The organism is Streptomyces sp. NPDC057287, from assembly GCF_042667905.1.
GTDB lineage: Bacteria > Actinomycetota > Actinomycetes > Streptomycetales > Streptomycetaceae > Streptomyces.
Genome location: NZ_JBHUYV010000010.1, coordinates 120683 through 143842, shown reverse-complemented (window position 1 = coordinate 143842; position 23160 = coordinate 120683). Strand labels below are relative to the sequence as shown.

The 23160-nt window shown below is 72.4% G+C and carries 20 protein-coding genes; 11 read left to right on the top strand and 9 right to left on the bottom strand.

Annotated features, from left to right (window positions below; translation table 11 throughout):
* Window positions 1–10 precede the first annotated feature (10 nt).
* Complete coding sequence (locus tag ACFUNE_RS20860) at window positions 11–1036, top strand: MBL fold metallo-hydrolase (RefSeq protein WP_383569854.1); 1026 nt, start codon at window positions 11–13, stop codon at window positions 1034–1036.
* Between the two features lie 26 nt (window positions 1037–1062).
* Here the strand turns inward: ACFUNE_RS20860 and ACFUNE_RS20855 are convergent, their stop codons facing one another.
* Together ACFUNE_RS20855 and ACFUNE_RS20850 are read right to left on the bottom strand one after the other, a co-directional pair.
* Window positions 1063–1683: a DedA family protein gene (locus ACFUNE_RS20855; protein ID WP_383569851.1), complete on the bottom strand. Its 621-nt coding sequence runs from the start codon at window positions 1681–1683 to the stop codon at window positions 1063–1065.
* Entirely contained in the window at window positions 1680–2456 is a 777-nt protein-coding gene (locus ACFUNE_RS20850; protein WP_383569848.1) for an MBL fold metallo-hydrolase, read from the bottom strand. Before ACFUNE_RS20850 ends, ACFUNE_RS20855 begins: the two co-directional genes overlap by 4 nt.
* A 179-nt stretch (window positions 2457–2635) precedes the next feature.
* On the opposite strand from ACFUNE_RS20850, the gene ACFUNE_RS20845 reads away from it, so the two are divergent.
* Entirely contained in the window at window positions 2636–3052 is a 417-nt protein-coding gene (locus ACFUNE_RS20845) for a hypothetical protein (RefSeq protein ID WP_383570309.1), read from the top strand.
* Between the two features lie 94 nt (window positions 3053–3146).
* Window positions 3147–5435, top strand: coding sequence for an alkaline phosphatase family protein (locus ACFUNE_RS20840; protein WP_383569846.1), 2289 nt, complete (start codon window positions 3147–3149; stop codon window positions 5433–5435).
* A 13-nt stretch (window positions 5436–5448) separates the two neighbouring features.
* On the opposite strand, the gene ACFUNE_RS20835 is transcribed toward ACFUNE_RS20840, so the two are convergent.
* From ACFUNE_RS20835 to ACFUNE_RS20825, 3 genes are all read right to left on the bottom strand, one after another.
* The gene (locus tag ACFUNE_RS20835) at window positions 5449–6504 is read right to left on the bottom strand and encodes a LacI family DNA-binding transcriptional regulator (protein ID WP_383569843.1); all 1056 of its coding nucleotides are present in this window, start codon (window positions 6502–6504) and stop codon (window positions 5449–5451) included.
* A gap of 7 nt (window positions 6505–6511) precedes the next feature.
* The gene (locus ACFUNE_RS20830) at window positions 6512–7138 is read right to left on the bottom strand and encodes a DUF305 domain-containing protein (RefSeq protein ID WP_383569840.1); all 627 of its coding nucleotides are present in this window, start codon (window positions 7136–7138) and stop codon (window positions 6512–6514) included.
* An 80-nt stretch (window positions 7139–7218) separates the two neighbouring features.
* Entirely contained in the window at window positions 7219–8154 is a 936-nt protein-coding gene (locus ACFUNE_RS20825; protein ID WP_383569837.1) for a DUF1996 domain-containing protein, read from the bottom strand.
* Window positions 8155–8393: 239 nt separating this feature from the next.
* Here ACFUNE_RS20825 and ligA point away from each other — a divergent pair, with 239 nt between their 5' ends.
* From ligA to ACFUNE_RS20795, 6 genes are all read left to right on the top strand, one after another.
* Complete coding sequence (gene ligA / locus ACFUNE_RS20820) at window positions 8394–10490, top strand: NAD-dependent DNA ligase LigA (protein ID WP_383569835.1); 2097 nt, start codon at window positions 8394–8396, stop codon at window positions 10488–10490.
* 136 nt (window positions 10491–10626) lie between these two features.
* Complete coding sequence (locus ACFUNE_RS20815; protein ID WP_383569831.1) at window positions 10627–11463, top strand: rod shape-determining protein; 837 nt, start codon at window positions 10627–10629, stop codon at window positions 11461–11463.
* A gap of 734 nt (window positions 11464–12197) precedes the next feature.
* The gene (gene secD, locus ACFUNE_RS20810) at window positions 12198–14483 is read left to right on the top strand and encodes a protein translocase subunit SecD (RefSeq protein ID WP_383569828.1); all 2286 of its coding nucleotides are present in this window, start codon (window positions 12198–12200) and stop codon (window positions 14481–14483) included.
* Between the two features lie 118 nt (window positions 14484–14601).
* Window positions 14602–15345, top strand: coding sequence for a YoaK family protein (locus ACFUNE_RS20805; protein ID WP_383569826.1), 744 nt, complete (start codon window positions 14602–14604; stop codon window positions 15343–15345).
* A 177-nt stretch (window positions 15346–15522) separates the two neighbouring features.
* Complete coding sequence (locus ACFUNE_RS20800) at window positions 15523–15828, top strand: 4a-hydroxytetrahydrobiopterin dehydratase (RefSeq protein ID WP_383569823.1); 306 nt, start codon at window positions 15523–15525, stop codon at window positions 15826–15828.
* Window positions 15829–15951: 123 nt separating this feature from the next.
* Window positions 15952–16731, top strand: a complete 780-nt coding sequence (locus ACFUNE_RS20795; protein WP_383569820.1) for a class I SAM-dependent DNA methyltransferase — start codon at window positions 15952–15954, stop codon at window positions 16729–16731.
* A 67-nt stretch (window positions 16732–16798) separates the two neighbouring features.
* Here ACFUNE_RS20795 and ACFUNE_RS20790 read toward each other — a convergent pair whose 3' ends face one another.
* From ACFUNE_RS20790 to ACFUNE_RS20780, 3 genes are all read right to left on the bottom strand, one after another.
* Entirely contained in the window at window positions 16799–17635 is an 837-nt protein-coding gene (locus ACFUNE_RS20790) for an aldo/keto reductase (RefSeq protein ID WP_383569817.1), read from the bottom strand.
* A gap of 137 nt (window positions 17636–17772) precedes the next feature.
* Window positions 17773–19572 carry an AMP-dependent synthetase/ligase gene (locus tag ACFUNE_RS20785; RefSeq protein WP_383569814.1) on the bottom strand — a complete coding sequence of 600 codons (1800 nt, stop codon included), beginning with the start codon at window positions 19570–19572 and terminating at the stop codon, window positions 17773–17775.
* A gap of 226 nt (window positions 19573–19798) precedes the next feature.
* Window positions 19799–20692 (bottom strand): LysR substrate-binding domain-containing protein, encoded by an 894-nt coding sequence (locus ACFUNE_RS20780; RefSeq protein ID WP_383569811.1) that lies wholly within the window; start codon window positions 20690–20692, stop codon window positions 19799–19801.
* Window positions 20693–20807: 115 nt separating this feature from the next.
* On the opposite strand from ACFUNE_RS20780, the gene ACFUNE_RS20775 reads away from it, so the two are divergent.
* Window positions 20808–21839 carry a bile acid:sodium symporter family protein gene (locus tag ACFUNE_RS20775; RefSeq protein ID WP_383569808.1) on the top strand — a complete coding sequence of 344 codons (1032 nt, stop codon included), beginning with the start codon at window positions 20808–20810 and terminating at the stop codon, window positions 21837–21839.
* A gap of 95 nt (window positions 21840–21934) precedes the next feature.
* Here the strand turns inward: ACFUNE_RS20775 and map are convergent, their stop codons facing one another.
* On the bottom strand, window positions 21935–22717 hold the full coding sequence (gene map / locus ACFUNE_RS20770; RefSeq protein WP_383569805.1) for a type I methionyl aminopeptidase: 783 nt from the start codon (window positions 22715–22717) through the stop codon (window positions 21935–21937).
* Between the two features lie 66 nt (window positions 22718–22783).
* Here map and ACFUNE_RS20765 point away from each other — a divergent pair, with 66 nt between their 5' ends.
* A complete protein-coding gene (locus ACFUNE_RS20765; RefSeq protein WP_383569802.1) occupies window positions 22784–23086 on the top strand; it encodes a helix-turn-helix domain-containing protein in 303 nt (100 codons plus the stop codon).
* The last annotated feature ends 74 nt before the right edge of the window (window positions 23087–23160 follow it).

The window sequence follows — 23160 nt, the reverse complement described above, 5'->3', positions numbered from 1 at the left end:
GAGCCTCTCGATGACGGAACAGACCGAGCGTCCGTCCGCCGGAGCCGGCCACGCACCCCCGGAGCGGCCCGCCGCCTCTCCGCGCCGTCTCGGCGAGCCGAGGAGCTGGCCCCGCTCCTTCGCCGACCGGCTCACTGCCCCGCTCCCGGGTGTCAGGGGCATGACGCGCCTGGCCAGGGAGCGCGCCCTCCGGCCCAACGCCGAAGGGCTGCGGGGCATCCACCGGCTGCCGTACTCCCCCCAGCCGCTGCCCGCCGCGGACATCGGCACGACGGCAGTCACCTGGGCCGGCCACGCCAGCTGGATCGTCCGCATCGGCGGGCTCACCGTCCTCACCGACCCGGTCTGGTCGCGACGCATCCTCGGCACCCCCGCCAGGATCACTCCCGTCGGCGTCCCCTGGGAGGAGCTGCCGCGCATCGACGCCGTCCTGATCAGCCACAACCACTACGACCACCTGGACGCCCCCACGCTCCGCAGGCTGCCGAGGAACACCCCGCTCCTCGTCCCCGCGGGTCTCGGCCGCTGGTGCCGGCGGCGCCGCTTCACCTGTGTCACCGAGCTCGACTGGTGGGAATCGGTGGAGCTGGGCGGAGTCCGCTTCGACTTCGTGCCCTCCCACCACTGGTCCAAGCGCACGCTCCTGGACACCTGCCGGTCCCTGTGGGGCGGCTGGGTGCTCGGCGACGCGCAGGGGCGGCGGCTCTACTTCGCGGGGGACACCGGCTACGGCCACTGGTTCGAGGAGATCGGCCGCCGCTACCCCGGACTGGACCTGGCCATGCTGCCGATCGGGGCCTACGAACCGCGCTGGTGGCTCTCGGACGTGCACACGGACCCGGAAGAGGCCGTACAGGCGTACGAGGATCTCGGAGCCCGGGCGATGGCGCCGATGCACTGGGCGACGTTCGTGCTGTCCGCCGAACCGGTGCTCGAACCGCTGACCCGGCTCCGCACCGCCTGGCAGCGCGCAGGGCACCCGCGCGCCGACCTCTGGGACCTGCCGGTCGGCGGCTCACGGGTCCTGGAAGCCTGACCGTGTCCGGCCGGCACCCCCGCCCCTCAGCCGGCCAAGCGCGCCCGGAGCCGCCGCCACAGGGCCGGTGTCCCGCTGATCAGCAGCGTCAGCATGACGGCCGCGAGCACGCCCTCCCACGGCTCGGCGAACAGCGAACCGCCCAGGATCCCGATCAGCTGGTACGTCGCCGCCCACGCCAGACAGGCGGGCACGTCGCCGTGGGCGAACTGCCGCAGCGGCATCTTCCCGAGCAGACAGGCCAGCATCACGGGGATACGCCCGGCCGGCACCAGCCGGGACAGCACCAGCACCATGGTGTCGTGTTCGTCCAGCTTCCGCTGCGCCTGCGCCAGCCGCTCCGGAGCGGCCCTGCGGGTGATCGCGCCCAGCCACTTCGAACCGTTCTTGGACCGCACCCCGCGCTGACCCAGCCAGTACAGGCATATGTCCCCGAGGAACGCCGCGCCCGACGCCACGACGAACACCACGAGCAGGGCGAACGGTGACGTCTGGTGCAACGTCACCACGGCCGCCATGCTCACCAGCGCCCCCGTCGGCACCACCGGCACCAGGGACCCCAGCGCCACGAGCAGGAACAACGTCGGGTAGCCGACGGCCTGCTGCGTCGACTCCGTCGGCAGCTGCCCCAGCACTTCCTCGATCACCTACGGGCCTCCGGTCTCACATGCTCGCCGTGGCCCAGCCGGTGCACCGCCACGTCCGGTGCCACCCGCGCCGCCTGCCTCACGAATTCGTCACCCGGCGCGTGGAACTCGTGCGGCCGGACCCCGTCCATCCCGATCGGCCAGTACGTGCCGTAGTGCACCGGGACCGCGGACCGCGGCTCCAGCAGGGTCAGCACCTGCGCGGCGCGGGTCGCGTCCAGATGGTGGTGGCCCAGGTTGGGTCCCCAGCCGCCGACCGGCAGCAGCGCGACGTCCACCGCTCCCACCGCCTCGGCCATGTCGTCGAAGAGCCCGGTGTCCCCGGCGAAGTAGGTGCGGGCCTCGCCCTCGACGACGTACCCGAGGGCGGGCACCCGGTGCGGGCCGACCGGGAGCCGGCGCCCGTCGTGCAGGGCCGGGACCGCGCGGACCATGACCTCTCCGACCCGCACCGCGTCCCCGGGTCCCACCTCGGAGATCCGCAGGCCGCGCAGCCGCCGCAGCACCCGCAGGCCGGGGACGGCGCGGACCGCGCCCCGGGGCACGATCAGCAGGCTGCCGGGGGCGAGGCGGGCGAGGGAGGGGAGATGCAGGTGATCGGAGTGCAGGTGGGAGATCAGCACCACGTCGGCTACCGCGGCCTCCGGCGGCGGGACCTCCCCCCGGCGCCGGCGCAGGTGCGCGAAGCGCCGCGCGAACAGCGGGTCGGTCAGTACCCTGACCCCGCTGTCCTCGATGGTGCAGGTGGCATGACCCCACCAGGTGACCTCCACCGCTCCGCCTCCTCGTCCGTTCCTCCGCCGTCCTCGTACGCGTACGAGCGTAGGCGCTCCGCGCCCTTCTCACGCCGGAGTGCTCCTTCACGCCGTTCCCGGCACGGTACCGGGCGGCTACGGAGCGCTACGGCGGGGGTAGGGTCGTGGCCAGCATCCGAGTGCGGGGGGATCCGTTCATGGGCGACGTCATCGCAGACGTACGGGTGGCGGCCATCGCCAGCCTCACACCGCTTGAGGAGCTCGACGGCGACCCGTTCCTCGTCGACACCCGCAGCCAGCACGCCATGTGCGCCCGCTGGGCCGAGGACCAGGGATACGTCGTCACCCGCCAGCTGCGCGTCTACGGGCTGCGCCCCGACCACCGCGCCCTGTGGGCGGGCGTCGAGGGCGGGCAGGTCGAGCTGTTCGTGGCCCCCAACGACCGGGTGCTCGCGCGGGCACTCCTCTCGGTGCCGGACTTCGCCACCGAGTGCGAACGCCGCGGCGTACGCCTGGAGCTCGCCGGCCTGGACGAGCCCGTCTACACCGCGCGCACCAAGGCCAGCGTCCACCGCCGGCTCTCCATGCCGACCGCCGGGTACGACGGCTGCTGACCCCGGAGAGGGCCCGGGAAGAGCCGCCGAGGGCTGTGACAGGCTTGGTGCGGGCCCATGACGGACAGCGGGCCCGGACGTGAGGTGGAACGGCGTGAGTGACGGGCGATGGCGCAGGGCAGGGGGAACCCTCATACGTGTGGTCTCGGTGTGGGCCGTCTCCACCCTCACCCTGCTCGCCCTCGCGGGGATCCTGCCCGACTTCCAGCTCCAGGCCGACGACGGGGACACCGTCACCAGGACCGCCTTCACCGCGGCCTGGGGCGCGGGCGCCTTCGGCCTGCTCTCCGCGCTGGTCTGGCCCGTGCTCGTCAGAGCCCTGCTCATCGTGCCCGCGCTGGTGCTCGGCGCCCTGGTCTTCTTCCTCAACGGCTCGCTGCTGCTGATAGCCCTGCGGCTCATCCCGGACGGGCGCGGTGACGCCGCGCCGGAGACCGCCGTCGTCGTGGCGGCCGTCATGTCCGCCGTCGCCTCCGCGGTCTCCACCGCTCTCGCGGTGCGGGACGACGACGCCTACCGGCGCAGACTCTCCCGGCTCGCCGACCGGCGCCGCAGACGCAGCGGCATGCCCCGCAGCGCGGACGGCCGGCGGGCCGGACCGCCCGCCATCGTGTTCGTCCAGCTCGACGGCGTGGGCCACGACGTCCTGGAACAGGCGGCGGCCGACGGCCTCATGCCGACCGTGGCCGGGCTGCTCGCCGACGAGGCGGGACACCGGCTCACTCCGTGGACCACCGACTGGTCCAGTCAGACGGGCGCCAGCCAGCTCGGCATCCTGCACGGGAGCAACTTCGACGTGCCGGCCTTCCGCTGGTTCGAGAAGGAGACCGGCACCGTCATGGTCTCCAGCAGACCGGCGAGCGCACTCGAACTGCAGCGCAGGGCCATCGCCCGCACCCATGACGGCGGCCTGCTCACCGTCGACGGCGCGAGCCGGGGCAACCTCTTCAGCGGAGGCGCGGACCAGCTCGCCCTGGTGCTGTCGATGGCCGCCAGACTGGGCAAGGGGCGCCGCTCGCGCTCCGGTTACTTCGCCTACTTCTCCGACCCGGCCAACGCCGTCCGCACGGCGCTGTCCTTCGTCGCCGAGGTGGGCCGGGAGATCGGCCAGTCGGTCCGCGCACGGGTGCGGAAGGAGTCCCCCAGGGTGAAGCGCGGAGGGCTCTACCCCTTCATCAGAGCCTTCGCGACCGTCGTCGAACGCGATGTGGTGGTCGCGGCGGTGATCGGCGACATGTTCGCGGGGCGTACCGCCGTCTATGCCGACCTGGTCGCCTACGACGAGGTGGCCCACCACTCCGGGCCGCACAGCAGGGACGCGGAGAAGGTCCTCGCGCGCCTCGACCGTTCGCTGGGCCTCATCATGAAGATCGCCGACCACACCCCGCGCGACTACCGGATCGTGCTGCTGTCCGACCACGGCCAGAGCCCCGGGGAGACCTTCGCGGGACGGTACGGCCTCACCCTCAAGGACCTCGTACGGGCCGGCTGCGGACTGCCCGTCCCCCGCAGGGCGCAGCGCACCCGCAGCGCCTCGGAGGCCCGGGACGCCGTGCGCATCGCCCTGCACAGACCGGTCGCCGGGGAGCGGGAGTCGGAACGCCCCAAGCCCTCCGACCCGGTCGTGCTCGCCTCCGGGAACCTGGGGCTGCTGTCCTTCCCGGACATGGAGGGGCGCGCATCGCGCGAGCAGCTCGACCGCCGTCACCCCGCCCTGCTCAGCACGCTGGCCGCCCATCCCGGGATCGGATTCCTCCTCGTGCGGAGCGAGAAGCACGGCTCGGTGGTGCTCGGCAGGGGAGGGGTGGAGATCCCGGTCGGCGAACTGGCGGACGGTGAAGGGCCGCTGGCCGTCTTCGGCGCCGGCGCGGCGGACGCGGTGCGACGGACCGACGGATTCCCCCATGTCGCGGACGTCATGGTCAACTCGATGTACGACCCCGGGACCGGTCGCGTGCACGCCTTCGAGGAGCAGATCGGCTCGCACGGCGGGCTCGGCGGCGAACAGTCCCGGCCGTTCCTGCTGTGGCCCCGGACGCTGACGGACCCGCTCGACGCCATGGCGGCGGAGGCCCCACGGGGAGCGCCCCAGGCCGGTCCCGTGGGGGTGCCCCACGCCGGTCCGGTGGGGGCCGAGGCGGTGCACCGGGTGCTGGCGCGCTGGCTGCGGGAGCTCTCCGGGCCGCAGGTGCCGCTCCAGCAGGACGGCTTCGCCGGGGCGTCGCGGGCCGACGAGCCCTTCCCCGACGAGGCCTCCCCGATCGGACACGCCCTCGCGGAGGCCGCCGGTCACCCGGACCGTTCCGACGGCCCGGTCCGAGCGGTCGAGCCGCTCCCCGGCGTGCCGGACCCCGACGACGCCGTACCGGGCACACGCGGATGAAGAGCCCCGGATGTCAGGCGGACTCGCGCCGCACCAGCGTCGGATGGAAGACCACGGACGGTGCGGGCCCGTCGCCGGGCTTGCCGATCTGCTTCAGCAGGAGCCGGGCCATCTCGGCGGCCATCTCCTCCACCGGTTGACGTACGGTCGTCAGAGGCGGATCGCACGCCACCGCGGCGTTGCTGTCGTCGAAGCCCACCACGGCCACGTCTCCGGGTACGTCCCTGCCCGCACGCAGCAGTACGGGCAGTGCGCCCAGCGCCATCAGGTCGGAGGCGATGAACACCCCGTCCAGGTCCGGGCGCTCACGCAGCAGCTGCCGCATCGCCGAGGCACCGCCCGCGTGGGTGAAGCCGCCCTCCGCGCTCACCACGTCCCCGATGCCGTGCTGTTCGAGCGCGTCCACGAAGCCGGTCAGTCGCACCTGCCCCGCAGGCATGTCCTGCGGGCCGGCCACGGTCCCGATGCGCCGTCGTCCCAGGGCCGCCAGATGCTCGGCCGCCATCTGGGCCCCGGCCCGCTGATCCGCCTCGACGTAGGTGAGCGGCGAGGGCCGGCGGGGGCGGCCGGCCAGCACGGCGGGAAGCCGGGTGTCGTGGAGCAGGCCGGGCAGCGGGTCGTCGGCGTGCGAGGAGATCAGCACCACCCCGTCGACATGTCCCTGGCGCAGATAGGACAGCAGCTGATTCCGGGAGGCCTCGTCGTCGGACAGCATCAGCACCATCTGGATGCCGGCGGGGCGCAGTACGTCCATCAGCCCGGCGACCACGCGCCCGAAGTGGGGGTCCGAGAACATCCGGCCGATGAACGGCTCGGAGACGGGGCGCCGTTCGCGCTCGGACACCACCAGGGCGATCGAATCGGTCCGCCGGGTCACGAGCGAACGCGCCGCACGGTTGGGGACGTAGCCCGTGGTGGCCACCGCCTCCTCCACGACGCGCCGCAGCGCCGGGTCGACTGTGGTCGCCCCGTTGATCACACGGGACACGGTGGCCCGGGAGACGCCCGCCACCGCGGCCACGTCCTCCAAGGTGGCGGGGCGTACGGGCGGCGAGAGATCGGCAGTCATGCAGTCTTTATACCGGGTGATCCGATGGGCATGCGAAGGGTTCCGGCACGTCAGCGGCCCTTCCCGCGCACAGGGCCGTCAGGGCCGCCAGCTGTTGCCCGCGCGCCGTCACGAGTGTCTGTGCCCGTGCCCTGGCCTCCGCCGTGCCACCCGCGGTCGTCTCGGAGCGCGAGACCTGCTGCGACTGGCGCAGATGGTCGCGGATCTGCGTCACGACCAGGGCGTCGAACCGGGCGCTCGCGGCGGCGCGGGCGCGTTCGAGATCCTCGGCGGTCACCATGCCCGGCATGTCATGGCCCTCGTGCAGATCGGTGTCCGGCAGTCCCATCCGGTCCCGCAGCCCGCGCAGCGCGGTCAGTTCGCCGGCCTGTGCGGTCCGCAGACCGGCCGCCCAGGACCGCAGCCGGGGGGCGGTGGCCTTCTCGGCCGCGAGGTCCAGCAGGACCAAGGCCTGTTCGTCCATCGGAATCATCAGCTGGACCCATGCGGCGTCCGTCGGGTCGACGGAGGGCGCGGAGCCGGCCGTCGCGGGGGACGGGCCGGACCCCTGGCCCGGTCGCCGGTCTCCTTCCCCGGAGCACGAGGTCAGGAGGGCGAGCAGGAGGAGCAGTGCTGCGGTGCGACGAGCCGCCATCGGCATGTGTCCTTGCGCGAGGGCACCCGTCCGGGACGCGTGGACCCGGACGGGCGCTGTCGGACGGTGGTCGGTCTGCGTCAGGGGGTGCCGTCGGCACCGCACTTGATGATGGCGTTGATGCAGTCGCGCACGCGTTGCGCCATCTCCGCCTCCGGCCACACGTTGAAGAAGTCGCCGTGCATCGTGTAGCCGCGTCCCGAGGCGAGCCGGAGGCGTGCGGGGTCGCCGTTGACCGGATAGCGCAGGACCTGACGCAGCTTGGGAACCGGGACCGGATGGGTCGACGGGCACGCCCCGCCCACCGGGTAGGCCATGTGGCTCTTGTGGTCGGCCGAGTCGAGATCCCTGCCGTTCCAGCACTGCGGGAAGTCCAGGTAGCTCTCCATCATGGAGCCCGCCGGGCAGTTGACGAAGTCGTGGGACGGGTTGACCTCGCCGTGGTGCAGGCAGGACCAGCGGGAGATGGTGTTGTCGTTCGGCCCGGTCGCCTTGGCGTTGCCCGCGACGATGCGCAGCCCGCGGGGGAACGGCTTGATCGTCCGGATGATGTCGTCCCGCACGCCCTCGCCGAGGTAGTAGAAGGTGGTGCCGGTCGGTTCCACCGCCTTGTCGCCGTCGTACAGCGTGGGAACCCAGTACGAGGAGAGGTCGGTCGCCGGCGCGCAGCTGGTGCGGCCCTTCTCCAGCGACGCCAGGTCGGATCGGGCGTTGGTCGAGTCGTTGCCGAAGAAGCTGTGCATGTGCGAGGCGCCGGGCAGGTTCGGCAGCACGATCGGGTCGTCGGGGAGCCGGTGCGTGTACGGGCATTCCGCGAGGAATTCGGCGACCCGGACCACATCGGCGGCGGCCTTCGGCCCGGCTTGTGCGGCCTGGTCGCCGACCGCGTTGCCCGCGTTGGCCTGGACGAGGGAGAGGGCCAGCGCGGCGGCGGCCAGACCTGCGATCCGGTAGCGCCAGGGGGGCAGGGTCCTGCGGCCGCGGTGTTCGGTCGTGCGTCTCTTGAAGATGAGCACGGCACTCCTGTTCCGGAGGAAGTGGGGTTCCTCTGACCGGTCGTCCGGCCAGGGTAGAGAGCGCTCTCTCGAAGAACGTAGGAGTGTGAACTAGGCATGTCAAGACTCGGCGTGGTGCCCTCAATTACCTGCTGTTTGAATGAAGTTGACGGGCGTGGTCATGGGAGAGCGCTCTCTCGACACGGGATCCGAACGGTGGCCGAGGGGTGTTGTCAGTGGTGGACGGCAGGATGGTGGTCATGACGACGAACTCAGCTGGTCCGCTCGCCGACACGGCCTCCTACGCCGCCGCGGTGGAAGAGGCGAAGCGTGCCGCCGCCGCGTATTACACCGCAGGTGAGAGCAGGCTCGACGACGACGCGTACGACCGGCTCGTGCGCGGGATCGCGGCCTACGAGGAGGAGCACCCGCAGGAGGTGCTGGACGCCTCGCCGACCGGGAAGGTGGCGGGCGGAGCCGCGTCGGGGGACGTGCCGCACACCGTCCCCATGCTCTCGCTGGACAACGTGTTCTCCGCCGAGCAGTTCGTCACATGGACCGCGTCCGTGGAGCGGCGGATAGGCAGATCCGTCGCCGCCTGGAGCGTGGAGCCCAAGCTCGACGGGCTGGCCGTCGCCGCGCGCTACCGGCAGGGCCGCCTGGACCGGCTGATCACCCGCGGCGACGGGACGGCCGGGGAGGACGTCTCGCACGCGATCGGCACGGTGCTCGGCCTGCCCGAGCGGCTCGGAGCCCCCGTCACCTTCGAGGTGCGCGGCGAGATCCTCATGACCAACGAGCAGTTCGAGCACGCGAACGCGGCGCGCACGGAGCACGGCGCGGCCCCCTTCGCCAATCCGCGCAACGGCGCGGCGGGCACGCTGCGGGCCAAGGACCGCCCGTACCGGGTGGAGATGACCTTCTTCGCGTACGGCGCGCTCGCGCTCGCGGACTCCGGTGAGCTGACGGCCACTCTGGCCGGACTCCCGCACAGCGAGGTCCTGGAGTACGTCGCCGGGCTCGGCGTGCACACGGCGGCGGACACCGCGGTCGCCCCGCGCACCGTCACCACGGTCGAGGAGGTGCAGGCCGGGGTCGAGGACATCGCCGCGCTGCGTGCCTCGCTGCCGTTCGGGATCGACGGCATCGTCATCAAGGCGGACCTGGCGGAGGACCAGCGCGACGCGGGGTCCGGGACGCGGGCACCGCGCTGGGCCATCGCCTACAAGCTGCCGGCCGTGGAGAAGGTCACCCGGCTGCTGGCCGTCGAGTGGAACGTCGGCAGGACCGGGATCATCGCGCCGCGCGCCGTGCTGGAGCCCGTGGAGATCGACGGATCCACCGTCGGCTACGCCACGCTGCACAATCCGGCCGACATCACCCGCCGGGACCTGCGCCTGGGTGATCACGTCATGGTCTACAAGGCGGGGGACATCATCCCCCGCATCGAGGCCCCTGTGGCGCATCTGCGGACGGGCGAGGAGCAGCCGGTCGAATTCCCCGAGGCGTGCCCCCAGTGCGGCTCGGAGATCGACATGAGCGAGCAGCGCTGGCGCTGCACCCGGGGCCGCAACTGCCGTCTGGTCGCGTCCATCTCCTACGCGGCAGGCCGCGATCAGCTCGACATCGAGGGCCTCGGTGCCACCCGGGTCGTCCAGCTCGTCGACGCGGGTCTCGTCCAGGACTTCGCCGACCTCTTCACGCTGGAGCGCGACCAGCTGCTCTCCTTGGACCGGATGGGCGAGACGTCCACCGACAACCTGCTGGCGGCCATCGGCACGGCCAAGGGCCGGCCGCTGTCGCGCGTGTTCTGCGCCCTCGGGGTCCGCGGCACGGGGCGCTCCATGTCCCGCAGGATTGCCCGGTACTTCGCCTCGATGGAGCTGATCGTCGCCGCCGGTGCCGAGACGTTGCAGCGGGTCGACGGCATCGGCAAGGAGAAGGCCGCCGCCGTCGTTTCGGAGCTGGAGGAGCTGGCGCCGCTGATCGCCAAGCTGGTGGCCGCCGGGGTCAACATGACGGAGCCCGGCGCGACCCCGCCGCCCGAGCCCGGGGCGGAGCCGGAGGACGGCGCCGAGGGGCAGGATCCGGCCGGGCTGCCGCTCGCCGGTATGACCGTCGTGGTCACCGGAGCCATGACCGGGGCCCTGGAGAAGCTCTCTCGCAACCAGATGAACGAGCTGATCGAGCGGGCCGGCGGGAAGTCCTCCTCGGCGGTCTCCAAGCGCACGAGCCTGCTCGTCGCCGGGGAGAAGGCCGGATCCAAGCGGACCAAGGCCGAGGACCTCGGTGTCCGGATAGCCGCGCCCGAGGAGTTCGCGGAGCTGGTCGAGGCCCACCTTTCCGTGGAGGTATGAAAGACACGCGCGGGCTTATCCCTTGGATTCACCAGGACAGTGGCGTTTCCCGTCTCTGTATTGCATAGTGATGGCTCGATCATGCCTTGCTATCAGTAGCCCGGGTGCGTGGTGGGGGAGTGGAGGATGAGGGACGGTGCGTTCTTCACGTGACGGACGGCGGCGCCGCCCGGTCCTCCGTCGGCCCGACATCCGAGCCGGCGAGGGCCACAGCCCTGGTCCGGCCAGGGGGTTGGCCATCGACCTGGGCAGCTCCGGGACCCGAGCCTGGGTCCTGGGAGAGGGACTCGTCCCCTGCGGACCGGCCGGCTGGGAGGAAGCCGCCCACCGCCCGGTCCGCCGGGGGCGCATCGTGGATCCGGAGGCCTGCGCGGGACTGTTGAAGCGCCTCACCCGCACCGCGCTGGGCGACCACCGGCAGGACAGTGTGATCGTGCTCAGCCATCCGGTCCTCGCCGGACAGGAGCACCGCACGGCGGTCGGAGAACTCCTCGCGGCCCTGGGCCCGTCCGGTGCCGTGGTCCTCAACAGCGCCAGTGCGGCGGCCGCGTGCGCCGCAGGGCCCGGCGGAGGCCCGGTGCTGGTCGTCGACATGGGTGCCGAGCTGACCGAAGTGGCCCTGCTCGTCGACGGAGCGGTCGTCGACGCCCGTCAGGCCGAGGTGGGGCTCAGCGATTTCGAAGCACCGTCGCTGCCCGCCGGGGTCTCCCGGTACGCGCTCGACCTGATCGCGTCCATGTGGCGTGAGGACCGGCACGGCGCGGTACGCGGAGCGCTGCGCCGCGGCCCCGTGCTCACCGGAGGCGGAGCGCTCCTGAGCGATGTCACCGGCCGGATCGCGGACTGCCTCGGTGTGCCGGTGCGCGTCGACCGCGACCCGTCGACCGCCGTCGTGCGGGGCGCCGCCCTGATCCTCGGCTCCGTCCTGGGTTCCGCGGGTGCGGCATCCGTCGTCCCGGTCCTGCCGAAGTGAGCCCCCTCCCGGGGGCACCCCGGGGGAACGCGCCCCCGAGGGCACCGCACGGCACACCACCGCCGCACGGCACACCGGCGCGGCACGGCACACCGGCGCGGCACGGCACACCACCGCCGCACGGCACACCGGCGCGGCACGGCACACCGGCCCGGCGCCTCGTTGCCGGGCTGATCCTCGCCCTCCTGACGCTGCTCGGCGGCGCACCGGCGGCGGCCGGAGCCGCGCTCCCCGTACGAACCCCCGCGGTCGCGCACGCAGACCGTCCTGCCGGACCGGTCGCCCCGGGGCACGCACATGCCGTCCGTCCTGGCGGGCACGACCGCCGCGTCGGGCATGCCGTCCGGGGTGGCGCGTCGGCGTTCGAGGGTTCCGCGCACGTCTCCGGGCCATCGGTGGCCGGCCGGCCCGTTCCCGCCCGGTGGGCGGAGGCCGATCCCGTACCCGGGCCGCGCGCCGGAGCCGACCGGCCGCACGCCCCGCACCATGTGCCTCCGCACGGCCAGTCCGCTCTGCCACCGGGCCGACGGGACCATCCCCCTCGGGGCGGAGCACCCGGGGCTGCGGGTGCCGGTCCCCCCGTCGTCGTACGGATCCGGGCGGAGCTGCCCGGCGTGCGGGGGCCTCCGGCTGTGACGGCCGCTCAGCCGGCCCACCACCGGTCCCGTTCCGCAGACCTGTCGTCCCGCCCCCTCTGAGTCCGGGGCGGACGACGCCCGTTCGAGGGGATTCCCATGACTCGCGCCACCACGGTGCGAGCGGTTCTGGCTGCCGCCGTGCTGCTCGTCGCCGTGCTCATCACCCTGACCATGTCACCCAGACTCGGCCTCGACCTCCAGGGCGGCACCCGGATGGTGCTGCAGGCCAAGGACTCCGGCACGGCGAAGGCCGACCGGGAGAGCACCGATCGCACCATGGAGGTGCTGAGGCAGCGCATCGACTCGCTCGGTGTCGCCGAACCGGTCCTGACCCGCTCGGGCGTGGACAGGATCATCGTCGAACTGCCCGACGTCCAGGACCCGCGCCGGGCCGCCGAGGTCATCGGCAGGACCGCGCAGCTCGGCTTCCACGCCGTGCGGGGGACCGGAACCGAGCAGGACGCTCGAAGGGCACTCCCCGACGAGCAGGGCGCTCTCCTCGCCCTGGGCCCGGAGCGGCTCTCCGGCGCGGGGGTCAAGGACGCCACCGCGGAGTTCGACGCCCAGCAGGGCACCGGCTGGACGGTCTCCCTCGACTTCCACGAGGAGGCGGGCCGGAAGTGGAAGCGGCTCACCGGGGACGCCGCCTGCAACCCGGCCGGGGACGAACGCCGCCGCGTGGCGATCGTCCTCGACGGAAAGGTCATCTCCTCGCCCCAGGTCGATGCGTCGGTCGGCTGCGGGACCGGCCTGCCCTCCGGTTCCACCCGGATCACCGGCTCCTTCAGCGCCGGCGAGGCACGCGATCTCGCGCTGCTCATCAAGGGCGGCGCCCTCCCCCTGCCCGTCGAGACCGTCGAACAGCGGACCGTCGGCCCGACGCTCGGCGCCGCGGCCATCGACGCGAGCGCCAGGGCCGCGCTCATCGGTGCGGCAGCCACCGCGCTCTTCATCACCTTCGTGTACCGGCTCTTCGGAGCCCTCGCCGCCCTCGCTCTCGCCGCGTACGGCGTGATCTCCTACGCCGCCCTCGTCGCGCTCGGAGTCACGCTGACCCTGCCCGGTCTGGCCGGGTTCGTCCTCGCCATCGGAATGGCGGTCGATGCCAACGTCCTTGTCTTCGAACGGGCCCGCGAGGAGTACGTGCACCGGACGAGCCGCTCGCTGCGCTCCGCGCTGACGGCCGGCTTCCGCCACGCGTGGAGCGCGGTCGCCGACTCCAACGTCACCACTCTCATCGCCGCGGCCCTGCTCTTCCTCCTCGGCTCCGGGCCGGTCAAGGGCTTCGGGGTCACGCTGGGCATCGGCGTCCTGGCCTCCATGTTCTCGGCGCTGGTCATCGCCCGCGCGCTCACCGAGACCGCGGCGGGCTCACGGTTCGTCAGCGACTACCGCGGAGTCAACGGCATCGCACGCCCCGGTCGCGTCCGCACCTGGCTGAGCGCACGTGACCCCCAGCTGTTCCGGTCGCCGCACCGCTGGCTGACCGTCTCCACCGCGCTCGTCCTCGTCGCCGTGGCCGGCATCCTGGTGCGCGGCGTCGACCTGGGTGTCGAATTCACCGGCGGGCGGCTCGTCGAGTACTCCACCAGCAGGCCCGTCGGCGTCGAGGCCGCCCGGGACACGATCGCCGCCGCCGGTTTCGCCGATGCCGACGTCACCACCGCGGGCGAGCACGACATCTCCGTACGCACCGGCAAGCTGGACAACGACGGGGAGCACGCCCTGAGGGCCGCCCTGGCCGAGGAGGGCGGCGAGACCGTCAAGGTGCGGGACGAGCTCATCGGGCCCAGCCTCGGCGACGAACTGCGGCGCAACGCCCTGATCGCCCTCGGCGTCGCCGTGTTCGTGCAACTCGCCTATCTCGTGGCCCGGTTCCGCTGGACCTTCGCCGTGGCCTCGGTCGGGGCGCTGGTGCACGACGTCATCCTGCTGGTCGGCGCCTTCGCATGGCTCGGCCGCCCCGTGGACGGGATCTTCCTCGCCGCACTCCTCACCGTCATCGGCTACTCCGTCAACGACTCCGTGGTGGTCTTCGACCGGGTACGGGAGCTGTGGGCCGGTGATCGGCGCACGCCGCTCGCCGTAGTGGCCGGCCGGGCCGTCCTGCAGACCGTTCCGCGCACCGTCAACACGGGGATGGGCGCCCTGTTCATCCTGGTCGCCCTCACCGTGCTGGGCGGGGACTCGCTCGCGGACTTCGCGCTCGCCCTGCTCATCGGCATCTGCGTCGGGACGTACTCCTCCGTGCTGACCGCAGTACCGGGGGCACTGCTGCTGGAGAGGAGCGGCAAGGTCCCGCCGCCGGGCCGCAAGCGTGCACCGGGGCGGGGGACCGTGCGGACGCGCCGGGACCCGACCGACAACGGAGCGCGTGTGTAACCCGGGGGCACCGCTCGCCGGGCAGGGCGGACAGGCACCCTGCCCGGCGCGTACGGGCCGTACGCCCGCCGGGCTGCGGCACAATCCTGATCACGTCCAGTGAACGGAGCGTGCCCTCATGCATGCCGTGCTGCGTGACGTGCGGGCCACGCTCGTACCCGACATGACCGGGCCGCACGGGCCGCTGCCGCCGGTGATGCTCGTCCTGACCGTGCTCACCGGACTGGTCGACGCGTTCAGCTACCTGCTCCTGGGACACGTCTTCGTCGCGAACATGACCGGCAACGTCGTCCTGATGGGGTTCGCCCTCGCCGGCGCACCGGGCTTCTCGGCGCCCGCATCGGCGGTGGCACTCGTCTCGTTCGCTGCCGGGGCCCTGTCCGGCGGGTCCACCGTGCACCGGGCAGGGGCCCACCGGGGCCGGCAGTTGCAGCACGCGCTCCTCCTGGAGACCGCCTTCGTCACCGCGGCCATGACGGTTGCCCTGCTCTCGGGGAGGCCCTACGCCGGCGGCGCCCGCTTCACCCTCATCGTGCTGCTGGGCCTCGGGCTCGGTGTGCAGAACGCCGTGGTCCGGGCGCTCGCGGTGCCCGACCTCACCACGACCGTGCTGACCCGCACCCTCACCGGGGCCATCGCCGACAGTCGGCTGGCGAAGGGGCCGGGCAGCCGCGCGGGGCGGCGCGCCCTCTCCGCGGCGGCCATGCTGGCCGGTGCCTTCCTCGGGGCCCTGTCCCTGCTGAACGGGCACCCGGCCCTGCCGCTGATGATCGCCGCGGTCCTCCTCGCCGCACTGAGCACGGCGGCGACCCAGTTCGCCCGGAGCGACGCCCCCTGGACGCGGCCACCCGGGCCCGCATGACACGGACCGGCCGGCAGCCCCGGTACTGCCCCGTGCCAGTGGCGACAGCCGATGGGTCTTCCCGCGCCGGTCGCGACAGCCGATGGGCCGTCCTGTGTCAGGCGCGACAGCCGACGGCCCCGGACCGTAACGTCGGAAGCACTGTTGGCCGCACCCGATACGCCCAGGAGTCGCCGTATGCCCACCGAACCGCTCTCCGCGCACGACATCGAGGCAGGGCTGCGCGAACTGCCCGGCTGGCAGCTCGAGGGGGACCGGATCACCCGCACCTACCGGCTGCCCTCCCACTTCGCCGCGACGGGGCTGACCGTCCACGTCGCCCAGATCCAGGAGGAGCTCAACCACCACTCGGACCTGACGCTGGGCTACAACACGGTGGCCCTCGCCGTGCACACCCACGACGCGGGTGGCGCCGTGACGCGGAAGGACCTGGCACTGGCGGCTCGCGTCGAGGCGGTCGCCGCCGGGCACGGGGCGAAGTAGCCGCAGGCGTCCGGTGCCGGCACGGCCCGTACGGTGGGCGGATGACGCAACTCCGCTTTCATGCGGGCCCGTTGTCGGCTACACCACCCCCCCGTGCGTGGGCGCGCGCTCTAGGCTTGCAGGGTGCTGGACTACGACGAGCAAGCCACTCGGTACGACTCCACCCGCGGAGGGACACCCCGCGCCGAGGCCGCCGCCGGCGCGGTCCTCACGCTGGTGCCTCCGTCCGCGCGGACCCTGCTGGACATCGGCTGCGGGACCGGGCTGGTCACCGAGCGGATCGCCTTAGGCCGTCCGGGGCTCCGAGTGCTCGGCGCCGACGCCTCGTACGCCATGGCGCGGCTGGCCCGGCAGCGGATCGGAGCGGTCGCCCTGGCCGACGCACGGAGACTGCCCCTGGCAGCCGGTGCGGTCGACGCGGTCAGCGCGGTCTGGCTGCTGCACCTGCTGCGCGGGGACGGCGCGGTCCGGGAGGTGGTGGCGGAGGCGGCCCGGGTGCTGCGTCCCGGCGGGGTGTTCGTCGCTACCGTCGACAAGGACGCGGGGCACGACGTGGGCAGCGACATCGACGCGGTGCTGGCCCCCTGTCTGAGCACGCGGCCCGCCGACGCCGCCGGCCTCGTCACGGGATACGCCGGTCGCTTCGGCCTGGAACCGGCCGGTGAAGCAGGGTTCGCGGGTCACGGGCAGGGCCGCTCGCCGCTGCGCACCGCCCGTGCGGTGCTGCGCGGGGACTACGCGTCGCGACTGTCCCTGCCCGGGGCGGCCGCCGCCCGGCTCGCGGAGGAACTCGCCGCACTGCCCGACCCCGAGGACCCCCGCCCCGACCCGGCGTACCGGCTGCTGGCCTTCCGCAGACCGGGCGGAGAGGGCTCGGCCGGACAGGACCCACGGCGGAGCTGACCGCGCCGTCACGCCCGTGTGCCCCCGCCGCTGTACGCGGCGGGGGCACACGGTGGAGCCGGACGGGTCAGGCTCCGAGGTTGAATTCGGCAGGGTCCGAGCCGAGGCGCTTGCCCTCGTCGAGTGCGGCGAACGCGGCCAGGTCGTCGGCGTCCAGCTCGAAGCCGAAGACGTCGATGTTCTCCGCGATCCGCGACGGCGTCACGGACTTGGGGATCACCACGTGACCGGTCTGCAGATGCCAGCGGAGCACGGCCTGGGCCGGGGTCCGGCCGTGCTTGTGCGCGACGGCGGCCACCGTCGGGACGTCGAGGAGGCCCTTGCCCGAGCCCAGCGGCGACCACGCCTCGGTGACGATGCCGTGCTTCGCGTGGAAGGCCCGGGACGCGGCCTGCTGGAGCTGCGGGTGCAGCTCGATCTGGTTGACCGCCGGGACGACGGAGGTCTCGCCCAGCAGACGCTCCAGGTGCTCCGGGTGGAAGTTGGACACGCCGATGGTCTTCGCACGGCCGTCGGCGAGGATCCGCTCGAAGGCCTTGTACGTGTCGACGTAGGCGTCCTTGGCCGGTACCGGCCAGTGGATGAGGTAGAGGTCGACGTACTCCAGACCCAGCTTGTCCAGTGACGCGTCGAAGGCGCGCAGCGTCGAGTCGTATCCCTGTTCACTGTTCCACAGCTTGGTGGTGACGAACAGTTCCTCACGGGCCACACCGGCGGCGGCGATGGCCTTTCCGGTGCCCGCCTCGTTCCCGTAGATCGCGGCGGTGTCGATGCTCCGGTACCCGGCCTCCAGGGCCGTGGTCACGGCCGCCGTGGCCTCGTCGTCCGGCACCTGCCAGACGCCGAAGCCGAGCTGCGGCATCTCGAGGCCGTTGTTGAGGGTGATGGTGGGGACCTGGCTCACGAGCAGTCGATCCTTACGTTGTGGGTTGATTCTTCCCCCGGGCAACGATCGGGACGGCTCGAGCATTCCCGGCTTCCACGATCCGGTGAACGAGGCGGAGGCGTGCTTGACGGGCCATCAGGCCGGGCGGGGCGTGTTCACCGGTAGAGCGCGTCGACCTCGGCCGCGTACGCCGTCTCGATCGCCTTCCGCTTCAGCTTGAGCGACGGGGTCAGCAGACCGTGTTCCTCGGTGAACTGGTGCGCCAGGATGCGGAACGTGCGGATGGACTCCGCCTGGGACACCGCCGTGTTCGCGGCCACCACCGCCCGGCGCACCTCCATCTCCAGCTCGGAGTCGCGTACCAGGTCCGTGGCGCTCATGGGCGTGCGGCCCTGCATGGCGAGCCAGTGCTCCACCGACTCGTGGTCCACGGTGACCAGGGCCGCGATGTAGGGCCGGTCGTTCCCGACGACGATGCACTGCGCGACCAGTGGATGCGCGCGCACCCGCTCCTCCAGCCCGCTCGGGGCCACACTCTTGCCCCCGGAGGTCACGAGGATCTCCTTCTTGCGTCCGGTGATGGTCAGGTAGCCGTCCTCGTCGAGTGCGCCGAGGTCGCCGGTGGCCAGCCATCCGTCGTGCAGTACGGAGTCCGTCGCCTTGGGGTCGCCCAGGTACCCGGAGAACACGTTGGCGCCGTGCACCCAGATCTCGCCGTCCCGGGCGATGTGCACCGAGGATCCCGGGATCGGCTGGCCGACCGTGCCGTAGCGGGTCCGCTCGGGCGGATTGGCCGTTGCCGCAGCCGTCGTCTCGGTGAGTCCGTAGCCCTCGTAGACCGTGACTCCCGCGCCCGCGAAGAACAGCCCGAGCTGCCGGTCCATGCCGGAGCCGCCCGACATGGCGTGCCGCACCCGGCCGCCCATCGCCTCGCGGACCTTGCGGTAGACGACCTTGTCGAAGAACTGGTGCTGCATGCGCAGCCCGGCGGAGGGTCCGGGGCCGGTGCCGAAGGCACGGTCCTCCATGGCCTCGGCGTACTTCACCGCGACCTCGACGGCCTTGTCGAAGGCCCCGGCCCGGCCCTCCGACTCCGCCTTGCGCCGAGCGCCGTTGAAGACCTTCTCGAAGATGTACGGCACCGCCAGGATGAAGGTGGGCCGGAAGGACACCAGGTCCGGCATCAGCGCCTTCGCGGACAGCTCCGGCTGGTGCCCCAGCTTCACGCGGCCACGCAGCGCGGCGATCTCCACCATGCGTCCGAAGACGTGCGCGAGCGGCAGGAAGAGCAGCGTCGCCGTCTCCTCGCCCGGCTTGGAGAGGAACACCGGGTGCCAGCGGGCGACCATGGTGTCGGCCTCGAACATGAAGTTGGCGTGGGTGATGACACAGCCCTTGGGGCGCCCCGTCGTGCCGGAGGTGTAGATCAAGGTCGCCACCGAATCGGGGGTCACCGCCCGGCGGTGCCGGTGGACGACCTCGTCGTCGATCAGCGCCCCGGCCTCGGTCAGCTCCCCCACGGCGTCCGCGTCCAGCTGCCAGAGCCGGTGCAGGTTCGGCAGCCGGTCGATCACGGAACCGATCGTCATGGCGTGGTCCTCGTGCTCGACCATGACGGCCGCGACCTCGGCGTCGTGCAGCATCCACAGGACCTGCTCGGCCGACGACGTCGGATAGATCGGCACGGACTGGGCGCCCACCGTCCAGAGGGCGAAGTCGAACAGGGTCCACTCGTAGCGCGTACGGGACATCAGGGCGACCCGGTCGCCGAACCGGATGCCCTGGGCGATCAGGCCCTTGGCGAGTGCCATGACCTCGTCGCGGAACGCGGCGGCGGACACGTCGTGCCACCGTCCCTCCGCGTCCTTGCGGCCGAGGGCCGTCCGGTGGGGTTCCTCCTCCGCGAAATCGAAGACGGTGTCGGCAAGACCGCCGACTTGAGGGGCAGCGGCCATGGGTGGGACGGTGAACTCACGCAATGACCTGCTCCTTGTGGCTCCGCACGGCGCCGCGACGCTACCTCACCGCGCGGAGCTGCGGGAGGGTCCGAAGTCTCCGGAAAACGTGGCATCTGGCCAGGCCAACCGTAGAAATCGGGCCAGATGGGCAAGGCTCGGGCGTACTTCTGACCGCCGGGTAAGTGGCTGGGGCGGGAATCTCCACCGAATCTGTACGCGGCGCTTACGCCGGTTCCGGGTGCGCGGGGATGACCGGACCGCGGTGGAGACGGTCGCCGCCCGCCAGGATCGCCGCCGCGAGAGCGTCCGCCGCCTCCTGGGCCGTGTCCCTGCGGCGCCCGTGCAGCAGCACGAAATCCACATCTCCCAGCTCCGGCAGACCGGCCCGGGCGGGCACCGGCACGAGACCCGGCGGGATGAGCCCCCGCGTGTGCGCCATCACTCCGAGGCCCGCGCGCGCCGCCGCGACCAGAGCGCTGAGGCTCGCGCTCGTACACGCGAAGCGCCAGGCCCTGCCGTGCTCCTCCAGCACCTCCAGGGCGCGCGCCCTGGTGATGCCCGGAGGCGGGAACGCGATCAGCGGGACCGGGCGCTCGGGGTCGATCCGCAGTTGCGGGGCGCCGATCCAGGCAAGTGTGTCCTGCCAGACCAGCTCGCCGTGGGTGTCCCCGGTGCGGCGCTTGGCCAGCACCAGATCGAGCCGGCCGGCCGCGAGCTGCCGGTGCAGCGCTCCGGACAGCTCCACCGTCAGCTCCAGCTCGACCTCGGGATGCTCGCGACGGAAGGACTCCAGGATCTCCGGCAGCCGCGTCAGGACGAAGTCCTCGGACGCTCCGAAGCGCAGCCGCCCGCGCAGCCGGGTGCCCGTGAAGAACGCCGCCGCCCGTTCGTTGGCCTGCAGGATCGTCCGGGCGAAGCCCAGCATGGCCTCGCCGTCCTCGGTGAGATCGACCCGGTGCGTGTCCCGGCTGAACAGCTGCCGACCGGCCTCGGACTCCAGTCTGCGGACGTGCTGGCTGACCGTGGACTGCCGGATGCCGAGCCTGCGTGCCGCCTGGGTGAAGCTCAGGGTCTGGGCGACGGCCAGGAAGGTGCGGAGCTGGACGGGGTCGTACATGGCGCGAGGCTATCGCGAATCGTGATGACAGTCAGTTCGGTATACCGGATTCCCGATCGCGGTGATCAGGCGCACGATGGGGAGGCCACGAACCCACCGAGAGAGCACGGAGCACATGAGCCGCCGCACCAGCCGTCGTATCCCCGCGCTGCCGTCCTGGCTGCCGGTCGACCCGTACATCCTGGCGCTCGTCGGCACGGTGGTCCTCGCGGCGCTCCTCCCCGTGTCGGGGACCGGCGCCGATGTGGCGGGCGGGGCGTCGACCGGAGCGGTGGCCCTGCTCTTCTTCCTGTACGGAGCGCGCCTCTCGACCGCCGAGGCGCTCGACGGGCTGAAGCACTGGCGGCTCCACCTCACCGTCCTGGCCTGCACCTTCCTGGTCTTCCCGCTGCTCGGGCTGGCCGGCCACGGCCTGGTGCCCCACGTGCTGAGCCCGCAGCTCCAGGACGGATTCCTCTTCCTGTGCCTGGTCCCGTCGACCATCCAGTCGTCGATCGCCTTCACCTCGATGGCCCGGGGCAACGTGCCGGCCGCGATCTGCGCCGGCTCGTTCTCCAGCATCGCCGGGATCGTGCTCACCCCGCTGCTCGCCGCCGTACTGCTCGGCGGCAGCGCGGGAGGGTTCTCCACCGACGCCCTGGTGAAGATCGTCCTGCAGCTGCTGGTGCCCTTCCTCGCGGGGCAGCTGCTGCGCCGCTGGGTCGGCGGCTTCATAGGCCGCCACCGCAAGGTGCTGGGCTACGTCGACCGCGGCTCGATCCTCCTCGTGGTCTACACGGCCTTCAGCGAGGGCATGGTCGCCGGGATCTGGCACCAGGTCACCCCGCTCCGGCTCGGCGGCCTGCTCGGCGCGGAGGCCGTGCTGCTGGCGCTCATGCTCACGCTGAGCTGGTACGGGGCGAAGCGTCTGGGCTTCGGGCGGGAGGACCGGATCGCCATCCAGTTCGCCGGGTCGAAGAAGAGTCTGGCGGCCGGACTTCCCATGGCCAGTGTGCTGTTCGGTGCGCACGCCAGTCTCGCGGTGCTGCCGCTGATGCTCTTCCACCAGATGCAGCTGATGGTCTGCGCGGTGATCGCCAAGCGCCGCTCGCGCGACCCGCTCCCGGACAGCGGGGCGGTGCCGGAGCAGCCCGTCCCCGTGAGCTGAGGCACCAGGGCCGAGGTGCCGGAGCGTGAGCGGTGCCGGTCGCTTCGACCCCGTACGTGCGCGCCCCGTGGCCGGAAGGCGCGCGGGAGCCTGTCCTACGGCTGCGCCGGCTTCGGCAGTGTGAGGATCCGGGCTCCGTCCTCGGTGATGGCGATCGTGTGCTCGGTGTGTGCCGTCCGGCAGCCCGTCGCGCTTCGGAGCGTCCACCCGTCGGCGTCGGTGACGAGTTGGGCGGTGTCCGCCATGACCCACGGCTCCAGGGCCAGCAGCAGCCCCGGGCGCAGCGTGTATCCGCGGCCGGGCCGCCCGGTGTTCGGGACGTGCGGGTCCTGGTGCATCGTCGACCCGATGCCGTGCCCTCCGAACTCGGTGTTGATCTTGTAGCCGGCCTGGCCGAGGACCGTGCCGATGGCGTGGGAGATGTCGCCGATACGGGCTCCGGGCCTGGCGGCGTCGATCCCTGCGGCCAGCGCGCGTTCGGTCGCCCTGATCATCGCGACGCTCTCCCGGGGCTGCGCGCTGCCGACGACGAAGCTGATGGCGGCGTCCGCGGCGACTCCTCGCATGGAGACGGCGAGGTCGAGCGTGAGCAGATCGCCGTCGGCGAGCGTGTAGTCGTGGGGGCGCCCGTGCAGCACGGCGTCGTTGACGGCCGTGCAGATGTAGTGGCCGAAGGGACCGCGGCCGAAGGACGGTGCGTAGTCGACGTAGCAGGACTGCGCTCCCGCCTCGGCGATCATGGTCTTGGTCCACCGGTCGATGTCCAGGAGGTTCGTGCCGACCGCGCTGCGGCCCTTCAGGGTCTGCAGGATGTCCGCGACCAGGGCGCCCGTGTCTTCCGCCCGGGCCAGCAGGGCGGGGTTCAGGATCTCGATCATGTGTCACTTTCCTCGTGGAACCAAAAACTATACCGGTCAAACTATACCGGTACTAGAATCGGATCCATGGTCAGACTGCCGCTCACTCCCGCAGAGGTCGCACGCGGCCGGCGCCTCGGTTCCCTCCTCCGACGTGCCCGGGGAGGACGCTCGATGCTCGAGATCGCGCTCGACGCGCACGTCTCACCGGAGACACTCAGGAAGATCGAGTCGGGCCGCGTGGCGACTCCCGCCTTCCCGACCATCGCGGCGATCGCCGATGTCCTCGGCCTCTCCCTGGACGCGGTGTGGGCCGAGATCAACCGGTCCGACAGCTGCGTCGAACCGGTGGACACCGATCACCGCGCACGTGAGCGGCTGACCGCGTAGGCCGCCGCCCCGCAGCCTCCCGGGACGGCAGGTGAAGCCGCCACCTCCGCGGGGCGTCGCGCAGGAGAGGGCCC

Coding starts and splice junctions, on each gene's coding strand:
- ligA (WP_383569835.1), top strand. CDS start 8,394: ATGACGACGAACTCAGCTGGTCCGCTCGCCGACACGGCCTCCTACGCC.
- ACFUNE_RS20835 (WP_383569843.1), bottom strand. CDS start 6,504: ATGACTGCCGATCTCTCGCCGCCCGTACGCCCCGCCACCTTGGAGGAC.
- ACFUNE_RS20845 (WP_383570309.1), top strand. CDS start 2,636: ATGGGCGACGTCATCGCAGACGTACGGGTGGCGGCCATCGCCAGCCTC.
- ACFUNE_RS20780 (WP_383569811.1), bottom strand. CDS start 20,692: ATGTACGACCCCGTCCAGCTCCGCACCTTCCTGGCCGTCGCCCAGACC.
- ACFUNE_RS20785 (WP_383569814.1), bottom strand. CDS start 19,572: ATGGCCGCTGCCCCTCAAGTCGGCGGTCTTGCCGACACCGTCTTCGAT.
- ACFUNE_RS20830 (WP_383569840.1), bottom strand. CDS start 7,138: ATGGCGGCTCGTCGCACCGCAGCACTGCTCCTCCTGCTCGCCCTCCTG.
- ACFUNE_RS20805 (WP_383569826.1), top strand. CDS start 14,602: ATGCATGCCGTGCTGCGTGACGTGCGGGCCACGCTCGTACCCGACATG.
- secD (WP_383569828.1), top strand. CDS start 12,198: ATGACTCGCGCCACCACGGTGCGAGCGGTTCTGGCTGCCGCCGTGCTG.
- map (WP_383569805.1), bottom strand. CDS start 22,717: ATGATCGAGATCCTGAACCCCGCCCTGCTGGCCCGGGCGGAAGACACG.
- ACFUNE_RS20860 (WP_383569854.1), top strand. CDS start 11: ATGACGGAACAGACCGAGCGTCCGTCCGCCGGAGCCGGCCACGCACCC.
- ACFUNE_RS20775 (WP_383569808.1), top strand. CDS start 20,808: ATGAGCCGCCGCACCAGCCGTCGTATCCCCGCGCTGCCGTCCTGGCTG.
- ACFUNE_RS20800 (WP_383569823.1), top strand. CDS start 15,523: ATGCCCACCGAACCGCTCTCCGCGCACGACATCGAGGCAGGGCTGCGC.
- ACFUNE_RS20765 (WP_383569802.1), top strand. CDS start 22,784: ATGGTCAGACTGCCGCTCACTCCCGCAGAGGTCGCACGCGGCCGGCGC.